At 56.4% G+C, this 7,329-nt stretch carries 11 protein-coding genes and 1 pseudogene; 7 read left to right on the top strand and 5 right to left on the bottom strand.

From position 1 onward, the window contains the following. Window positions 1–103: 103 nt before the first annotated feature. Window positions 104–1,000 carry a hypothetical protein gene (locus tag HMPREF2781_RS10070; RefSeq protein ID WP_049154454.1) on the top strand — a complete coding sequence of 299 codons (897 nt, stop codon included), beginning with the start codon at window positions 104–106 and terminating at the stop codon, window positions 998–1,000. Between the two features lie 785 nt (window positions 1,001–1,785). Here the strand turns inward: HMPREF2781_RS10070 and HMPREF2781_RS10075 are convergent. Together HMPREF2781_RS10075 and HMPREF2781_RS12570 are read right to left on the bottom strand one after the other, a co-directional pair. Next, the gene (locus HMPREF2781_RS10075) at window positions 1,786–2,379 is read right to left on the bottom strand and encodes a recombinase family protein (protein WP_070645761.1); all 594 of its coding nucleotides are present in this window, start codon (window positions 2,377–2,379) and stop codon (window positions 1,786–1,788) included. Then, window positions 2,379–2,516 (bottom strand): hypothetical protein, encoded by a 138-nt coding sequence (locus HMPREF2781_RS12570; protein ID WP_168163687.1) that lies wholly within the window; start codon window positions 2,514–2,516, stop codon window positions 2,379–2,381. The genes HMPREF2781_RS10075 and HMPREF2781_RS12570 overlap by 1 nt, the downstream gene beginning before the upstream one ends. A 304-nt stretch (window positions 2,517–2,820) precedes the next feature. Between HMPREF2781_RS12570 and HMPREF2781_RS10080 the strand changes: the two genes are divergently transcribed. The 4 genes from HMPREF2781_RS10080 to HMPREF2781_RS10095 all read left to right on the top strand — a co-directional run bounded on the left by HMPREF2781_RS10080 (window position 2,821) and on the right by HMPREF2781_RS10095 (window position 4,462). Next, window positions 2,821–3,366, top strand: coding sequence for a TetR/AcrR family transcriptional regulator (locus HMPREF2781_RS10080; RefSeq protein WP_034997557.1), 546 nt, complete (start codon window positions 2,821–2,823; stop codon window positions 3,364–3,366). Next, a complete protein-coding gene (locus HMPREF2781_RS10085; protein ID WP_048733039.1) occupies window positions 3,363–3,722 on the top strand; it encodes a DMT family transporter in 360 nt (119 codons plus the stop codon). The genes HMPREF2781_RS10080 and HMPREF2781_RS10085 overlap by 4 nt, the downstream gene beginning before the upstream one ends. Next, complete coding sequence (locus HMPREF2781_RS10090) at window positions 3,719–4,048, top strand: DMT family transporter (RefSeq protein ID WP_003849969.1); 330 nt, start codon at window positions 3,719–3,721, stop codon at window positions 4,046–4,048. The genes HMPREF2781_RS10085 and HMPREF2781_RS10090 overlap by 4 nt, the downstream gene beginning before the upstream one ends. A 99-nt stretch (window positions 4,049–4,147) precedes the next feature. Next, window positions 4,148–4,462 (top strand): NIPSNAP family protein, encoded by a 315-nt coding sequence (locus tag HMPREF2781_RS10095; RefSeq protein WP_174232238.1) that lies wholly within the window; start codon window positions 4,148–4,150, stop codon window positions 4,460–4,462. A gap of 86 nt (window positions 4,463–4,548) precedes the next feature. Here the strand turns inward: HMPREF2781_RS10095 and HMPREF2781_RS12290 are convergent, their stop codons facing one another. Beyond that, the gene (locus tag HMPREF2781_RS12290) at window positions 4,549–5,385 is read right to left on the bottom strand and encodes a pentapeptide repeat-containing protein (RefSeq protein WP_080975052.1); all 837 of its coding nucleotides are present in this window, start codon (window positions 5,383–5,385) and stop codon (window positions 4,549–4,551) included. Window positions 5,386–5,506: 121 nt separating this feature from the next. Continuing rightward, a pseudogene (locus HMPREF2781_RS12730) lies at window positions 5,507–5,710 on the bottom strand (RepA protein); the annotation flags it as partial. A 307-nt stretch (window positions 5,711–6,017) separates the two neighbouring features. Here HMPREF2781_RS12730 and HMPREF2781_RS12435 point away from each other — a divergent pair. Together HMPREF2781_RS12435 and HMPREF2781_RS10110 are read left to right on the top strand one after the other, a co-directional pair. Then, window positions 6,018–6,611, top strand: coding sequence for a hypothetical protein (locus tag HMPREF2781_RS12435; RefSeq protein ID WP_141750587.1), 594 nt, complete (start codon window positions 6,018–6,020; stop codon window positions 6,609–6,611). Between the two features lie 11 nt (window positions 6,612–6,622). Further along, window positions 6,623–6,922, top strand: a complete 300-nt coding sequence (locus HMPREF2781_RS10110; RefSeq protein WP_239663605.1) for a hypothetical protein — start codon at window positions 6,623–6,625, stop codon at window positions 6,920–6,922. A 39-nt stretch (window positions 6,923–6,961) separates the two neighbouring features. Here HMPREF2781_RS10110 and HMPREF2781_RS10115 read toward each other — a convergent pair. After that, the coding region (locus HMPREF2781_RS10115) for a hypothetical protein (protein ID WP_168163688.1) at window positions 6,962–7,329 on the bottom strand (368 nt) is incomplete at its 5' end.

The following is a 7,329-nucleotide window of genomic DNA, read 5'->3' on the forward strand; positions in this document are numbered from 1 at the left end:
GCTGCTAGGGCTTGTTGTTAGGGGGGGGTGAGCAGTAAAGAAAAGCGCAATGCCGGGGTACTATAAACTTCTTCCATCCCCTGTTCTCTCAAGGAGATTTCGCATGAAAAAGCGAGCACTCGTCGCTGCTCTATGCTGCCTCTCTACCGCCTCGGCAACAGCTGTTGCTGCCCCGGTCGCTACGGCTCAGACCGCCACCGCGAAGAAGACCATGGCTGACCAATTCCAGCCCGCCTTTCCCGAGTGGAGCAGAATGGACAAACTCACAGAAAGAATTTCCGTTAAAGGGGTACCCTACGGGACGAAATTGACTGCCCTTAATCCGGGCGTGTCTGGCGGGGGTAATGAGGAAGGTGAGCTCTCCGTCATAGTGTTTGAGAACGGGGAAGTCTGGCTCTGGCTATTCTCGGAATCTGATCGCTACGGAAAGACAGTGTCAACAACTGTTGATCTCGCTGTCGAATACCCTGATGGATCGACTGAGGTAGTAACGCATACTTTCACTGTTCATCCTGCGGAAAAGCTCCAGCACAATCCGACTATTGACAAAGGTGTTATTGAAGTCGGCATGACTACTACCGTAAAAGTTTTGGATATTCCTTCCACAGCTTCGGTGACCCTCTTGAAAGTGCCGCAAGATTGGAATGTAAAGCAGGAAGGAAATACGTTTACCGTTATTCCTCCGGTCGAGGGAAACGGGGAGTTTGTCTACAAGGTAGCTTTCTCAGACGGAACCTCTAAGGTCATCACCAATAGTGTCCAGGCTAGGAAGGTTGTGCCCAAACCAACCACTCCGAAGGAAACGGGAAATCCCCAACTACCTGGGGTAGATACCGGAACGGATGCAGCTGACGATAAGCAGTCTACCCCTGCTTTTAGTGGTGGTTCTTCCACCGCTGGGATTATTGCCGGTGTTATCGGCGTAGTACTCACTATTGCACTGTCCATTGGTGGCGCTGCCTTCGCGGGTCTTATCCCTGGCCTCAAACTCCCCTTCTAAAAAGAACAAATAAGGGCGCCCCACAGGTGGGAGCGCCCTTTCTCTTTATTCGGTGAACGTCGCCCAGACGGAGAAAGTGCAGGTAAAACCACACGCTAGCGAGACCTCACGAGCGCACAAAAGGCGATACACGGCTACACAGCTTTCCGATTGCAGTAGGAAATGGGTCTACGGGCTTAGTGTGGGAGTATTGCGAAACCTCCGCGCGCGCATTAGCCTAAAATACGACAGCACGGTTCGTCCCTGAATTGTGGCTGCACAATAAAAAGGGCCCCAACCGAGTACCAGTCGGTTGAGACCCTCGGGCCTTAAAGACCCACGTGAAGCATAACTGCAATGAGCTTCACTGTTACGGTCGCAAGTGTTATGACCTTGATTGCCACATCGAGCCGGATAAGCTTCGTGGCGTCAAGGTCTTTTCTTTTGCGACCGGGTGTATCCAATGAGTGCTTACCCATTGTCTACCTCCCTTTTGCGTCGTAGGGTTGTCCGCTCGCCTGAAAAGGGCGCGCGGGACAGCCCACGTCACGCGCGGGCCTTACCGCGCACCGACGAGGAAGTCACACCCACACCCCACCGTAAGTAGCGGGGCGTGATTGTGAACCGGAAATAACGTTAGCAGTTATCCCTAACGAGACCTGGGGGCGTGCCTTCGACACCCTTGTAAAAGCCGCCCACGAGGGGAAACGTGCGTAAGGCTACCTGTAGGCGTGCCTGGAACAGTCAATGTCCTGCCATGTGGCAAGCACCGTGGGGCGTATATTCACCCGCCCCCATCGCCGCATCTATGCGTTCTTCAACGCCCGGTACACCGTAGGGCGGGTGACTCCGAATTCCCGCGCTAGTGCTGCTTTCGACTCCCCTGCCGAAACGCGCCGCTTAATCTCCGCTACCTGGCCCGGGCTAAGAGCGGGTTTGCGCCCTTTGTATTTGCCGGCCTTTTTCGCCAGCGCAATCCCCTCCGCCTGGCGCTCACGAATAATGGCCCGCTCAAACTCCGCAAAGCTGCCGAGGATGCCGAGCATTAGATCCGCACGCGGGTCCGTGGTGTCTTTCGCAAACGTGAGGTGCTCGTGCAGGAAAGTAACAGTCACACCCTTTCCGGTGAGCTCATCAACGATACCGCGAAGGTCCGTAAGTGATCGGGCGAGGCGATCAATCGACGAGACGACGAGCTCGTCACCGTCACGCACATAGGCCATACACTCCCCAAGCCCAGGACGCTCAGTCTTCGTGCGGCCAGAAATCTTATCTTCAAAGAATCGGTCGATCCTGCCGGAAGCATTGAGTAGTTCTTTCTGGCGCTGACTATTCTGCTCCACCGTGGAAACGCGGATATAGCCCACCCGCTGCCCGCGTGAGCCGGGGTCATTGGCCATTAGTCTTCGCCCCGCAGGGGGTCAAAGGCAGCATTCTCCTGGGCGATGATCGCATCACGATACGACTCGATTGCATCCGAGAGGGCATAAAGCTGAATACCGTCGAGAGCGTCAGCGTCAGCAAGTAAGGATTGCACAATCCTGCCCAACGCCTGCTGCCCCGACGACAATCCACCATGCAGTTTTTCACCCGCGCTAACGCGGGCACTGCGTCAATATGGCTTTCAATATGGAAACCATCCGGCGACAACACCACACTCACCACCTTCTGTAAATCTAAGGCCTAGGTCCTGCTGTACATGTGTAAAACAATGTCTGAATCTACCCTATTTTACATGCAACTTGCGGGCATGGATGCTAGTAAAATTAGGGTGTACCCCAGGTGCCCCTACCAGCGCCCGCAGTTGAAGGCTTCACCTACCAAATGGTAAAGTTAGCTATATGCGAACCAGTCAGCGCTCCGAGATCCTGGAAGCTGCCCTCCGCGTCATGAACGCAGCGGAGGGTGGCGACATTACCCTTGACGCAGTGACCCACGAGGCCGGGCTCACCAAACCGGGATTGCTATATCACTTCCGCAACCGCGACGTACTGCTCGCCGCGATCGTCGACCACGCTGCGGCCAACGTCGAGAACGACATGACTGCCACCCTTGGCAAGCCCCTCGAGAACGCCAACGCCACCGAGCGGCTCCTGAGCTACGTTCACGTCGCCGCCCACGGGGCCGCCAAGCGCGCCGAGTTCATCATCTGGGGCCAAGCGACGTATCGGCCCGAACTCACCGAACCGTGGACTACGCGGATGGGCCGCTGGCTCGAACTCCCGGACGATCTCGACGCCGCCACCCGAGCCAGGCTGACCACCGCCCGACTCGCCGCCGACGGACTCTGGGGCGCCCAGGCCACAGGTGTGTCCACCCTCCACGGCGCGGATCTCGAAGCCGTCGTCTCCAGCATTCGCTCCCTGATCGAAGGAACAACCCCATGAAGCAGTGGTTCCTGCTCGCTGGCGCCATCACTACCGAAGTGGCGGCGACGCTGTCTCTCAAGGCGGCGCTCAATCACCCATCCTGGTACATCGTGGTTGCTGCCGGATACATCGGCACTTTCGTCTTCCTCACCTTCTGCCTGCGCGAAGGAATGCAGATCGGCGTCGCCTATGGCATCTGGGGAGCCAGCGGGGTCGTGCTCGCCGCCGTGCTATCCGCCGCGATTTTCGGTGAACCTCTGACCGCTGTGATGGGTCTTGGAATGGTTGCGATCATCAGCGGTGTCCTCACCGTCGAACTCGGCTCCCAGAAAGCTCAGCAAACCGCAGCCCAGGAAGCAGGAGTCAACTCATGAGATGGATCTTCCTCGCAGGCGCCATCTTGTCCGAAGTCGTCGCGACCATGTCGCTACGAGCCTCCGACGGTGGCCGGGTGAAGAAATGGTTCATCGGCGTCATCGCGGGGTATCTCGTGGCGTTCGTCGCCTTAAGTCTCGCCTTGGCCGACGGCATGGCCCTTGGCGTCGCCTACGGCATCTGGGCAGCATCCGGCGTAGCTCTCACCGCGATCCTCGCCCGGGTCATCTTCCACGAACCCCTCACCCGAACCATGGCCCTCGGCATCCTCCTCATCGCCGTCGGAGTTCTCACCGTTGAACTCGGCGCCAACTTGGCGAACTGACGCATTTCCGCAGGTAAACCAGGCAGATTGGTGTGCTGCACCACGAGGCGCACAGACAAAGGCTCCCCAATGAGCGCCTGTGGGCCTAGCGTTGTGGATGTGATCACCTGTGTCGTCCACTACACCATCGACCCCGACCAGATCGCAGCCTTTGAACAGTTCGCCCGCGCTTGGATGCGGCATGTCGACGAACACGGCGGCACCCACCACGGGTACTACCTACCCGCGGAAGGTGTGAGTGACCGTGCGGAATCCCTGTTCAGCTTCCCCAGCCTGGCTGCCTACGAGCAGTACCGCACCTTGTTCGGCACCCACTCGGACTTCATCGCCGCTGACCGGATTCGAGACGAGTCCGAGTGCGTCCTGCGGTACGAGCGCACCTTCATGCGGCCGCTCCTACCCCAGGGACACTGAAAGGGACTCCGGCAGCACGCTCGGCACAACCCACAACGCCGCAGGTCAGCGCGTACAGATGGGTGTACCCAATTTGGGCGTGAGCGTTATGGCTCTTCGTCTTCTTCCTTAGTGAAAGTCGCACCTAATTCTTGTAACCGTTCTTTCTGTTGCTGTGTTAGCCCTAGGTTGTCCTCTGGGAGAGTGGTCTCGCACAAAGTTGCAGTTTCAAGAATCGAAAGGTCTGTAGGAGTTCCCGATAGGTTCGCTCCGCTCAGATCTGCACCGCTCAAATCGGCATTCTCTAGTCGCGCTAACTGAAGCTGCGAGTGTTTTAGATTTGCGTTTCTTAGATTCGCGCCGCTTAGATTTGCGCCTATCAAATATGTGTTGCTTAAGTCTGCTCCTTCGAGGTTTGCTTCACTAAAGTTTGCGCAGTTAAGCCAAAGCCCGCTCAAGTTCTGCCCCTTTAGGTCAAAGTCTTTAAAAGGCAGTTCTGGAGTGAAATGGTCTTTATCGTCTGCGGAGGAATTCGTAGTTGTTGACTCGGGGGTGAGTATGAACTCGCCAGTTCTTAGACACTGGGGTGATAAATCAATTGGCGTCGTAACTTGAGATCGCTCGCGAACGTATCGCAGATTTTCGAGCCGCTCTGCCGTATTTGCTTGATTATTAGCGAGACAAAGCTGCGCCCCCGCAAACAGGGCGGTCACGAAGAGCGACACCCCAACATTGCGGAGCCATTGACTTTTAAGGATCGGTCCCCGAAAGCCGCTAAGACGTTTGAGGCGAGCAAACCAAGCGCCACTTGTACTCTGAGCGACCTCTTTTTCCTGTTCGGAATGATTCTCTATAGGGGATTTCCTATCTAGTGCATTGTGTTCTTTCGGGGAAGTGTCTTCTGGTGCGTTTTCTTCGTTAGGTGTATTTTTGTCGGACCCCATTCATAAAGAATATGTCTAATGTTGGGGTCTAGGCGCGCGTTGTCGTTGGTTGAAGGCAAAAAGGGGTGAAGAAACGGTGGCTGGCATTGTTCATGAGGCCTGAAGTGTCCCGAGTTTTGTTCCTAGGCATGGTTTGGCGGTCGCACATGGGTGGCATCTCGTTGTCGCGTCCTGCGCCGCCGTGGGTGTGTGCGATGTTGTAGGCGTGTTCGTAGGCATCGATAATTGCGGCATCGGTGAGGCGTTGGCCTTGTTGACGCAGTCGGTGTCCGGTTTTAAGCGCGTGCCTAAAGGCTGTTTCGTCGCGTGCTGCAGTTCCTGGGGTGCCTCATGCTTTCATTTTTGGAGAGGGCCGGGTCTGGAACGTGCTTAGTTTTCCGTGTATGGATTTCTCCAACGTTCGCAATACTTATCAAGCGCCTCTCTGTTGCGCTTCTCCCGCCTTGCCTCTTCCTGCTCGCGACGCTCCCGTTCTTTCCGGCGCGTGTGCAAGATATAGGTGAGTACGACAGCGGCCAAAATGAAAATTAATATTAAAATCGTCATGCCCATACAACGTTCCGTACGTGCATAAAGTTTCGCCCACACTTACTGGCTAGAGACAACAATCGTTTGACGTAGCCTTGGGGTCTGTGAGCCAAAGTAAAAATAGTCCCCTACGGGAAGACGGAAATAAGACAGTTCCCGGTGGACAAGAACAGTCTTCGCGAGCAGGTAGTTGGTGGGCCCTTGCGTTCATAATTCTGTGCACCATCACCACCATGCTCGACAGGCGAAAACCACCCCTCTTTGTGGACTCGACAGAAATACAAGGCAACCAGACCAAAAGGGAGCAGGTTGAACCAACTACTTCTGACGACAGGCAAAGACGAAATAAATGGAATCCACAGACTTTGGGAAACTTTTCTCTGGTGCTGATCCAAGGGTCACTATTCTCCATGTTTCAAATAGTTGCTAGCGGCGCGAGTTTGGAAGTGTGGACCATGTGCCTTTGTTTTCCGATAATGCTACTGGGCTTTATCATTTTCTTCTTGGCCAGGAGGGGAAGCGCAACTTGGGGCGTTTTAACGGGCGTAGCTCTACTACTTTTAACCGTAGGCGGAATTATTTCGAGCGTGGGAGGAGCACCAAACGCAGTGATTATTTTCTTCCAGATTTCTATCTTGGTAGTTGCATGGCGGGCCTCAGAAAGCCTCAAAGGGCCAAGCCAGAAGTGGCTTGAGTAAGTAGGGATAGAATGACTGACATCGTTCGTGAATCCCAGGGCGCGCACCTGTGCGCCTTGTTTATCAAAGCCCACGGGGATACTGGAGACTACGAGTACGCGCTAGACGCTGCCAACAGCGCCGCCAAACACCTACAGGTAATGCAGGCAGAACTGCCTACCACTTCCCCACTGGCCCGCGACACCGGAAGGCTCTCAACGCTTGTGCGCGCCGCACAGCGAAACCTGTCTCAACAGCGGCCCGCAGATAATTCAGTCGATCTTCTCGATCTAGCCACCAGCTTCAAAGAGCGGTTGGAGGCCGCACAATAAAGGAAACTCCCCAGGCCGCACTTACAAGGGGCTAGTGCCTTAGGCGGAGGGGTAGGTGCCGTCCTCGGTGAGGCGCGCGGAGTCGTCGAGAAGCATGGCAATCTCGGCGGCCTTGGCATCCTGGGCCGGGAGGCGGCGACCTTCGATGACCTCGAAGAGCGGAGCTCGGCCCAGCATGCCGGCCTCGAAGTGGGCGCGGCCAGCACGCAGGCGCTGCTCGGCGCGCTCACGCCACTGGGTGGCGGCGTCCGACCCGCGCTGCTGGGACACGGTCTGCTCGAACACACCGGGGTGGGCGTAGACGATGAGCGCGCTGACGTGGCCGAAGCCGAGCGAGGTCAGTGCCGCGGCCTTCACGCTGTGGCCCGCCGCAGCGAGGTCCAGCGGGGAGCGCAGCCACACCAGGT

Origin of the sequence: Corynebacterium sp. HMSC062A03, assembly GCF_001811145.1 — a bacterium.
Taxonomy (GTDB): domain Bacteria; phylum Actinomycetota; class Actinomycetes; order Mycobacteriales; family Mycobacteriaceae; genus Corynebacterium; species Corynebacterium aurimucosum.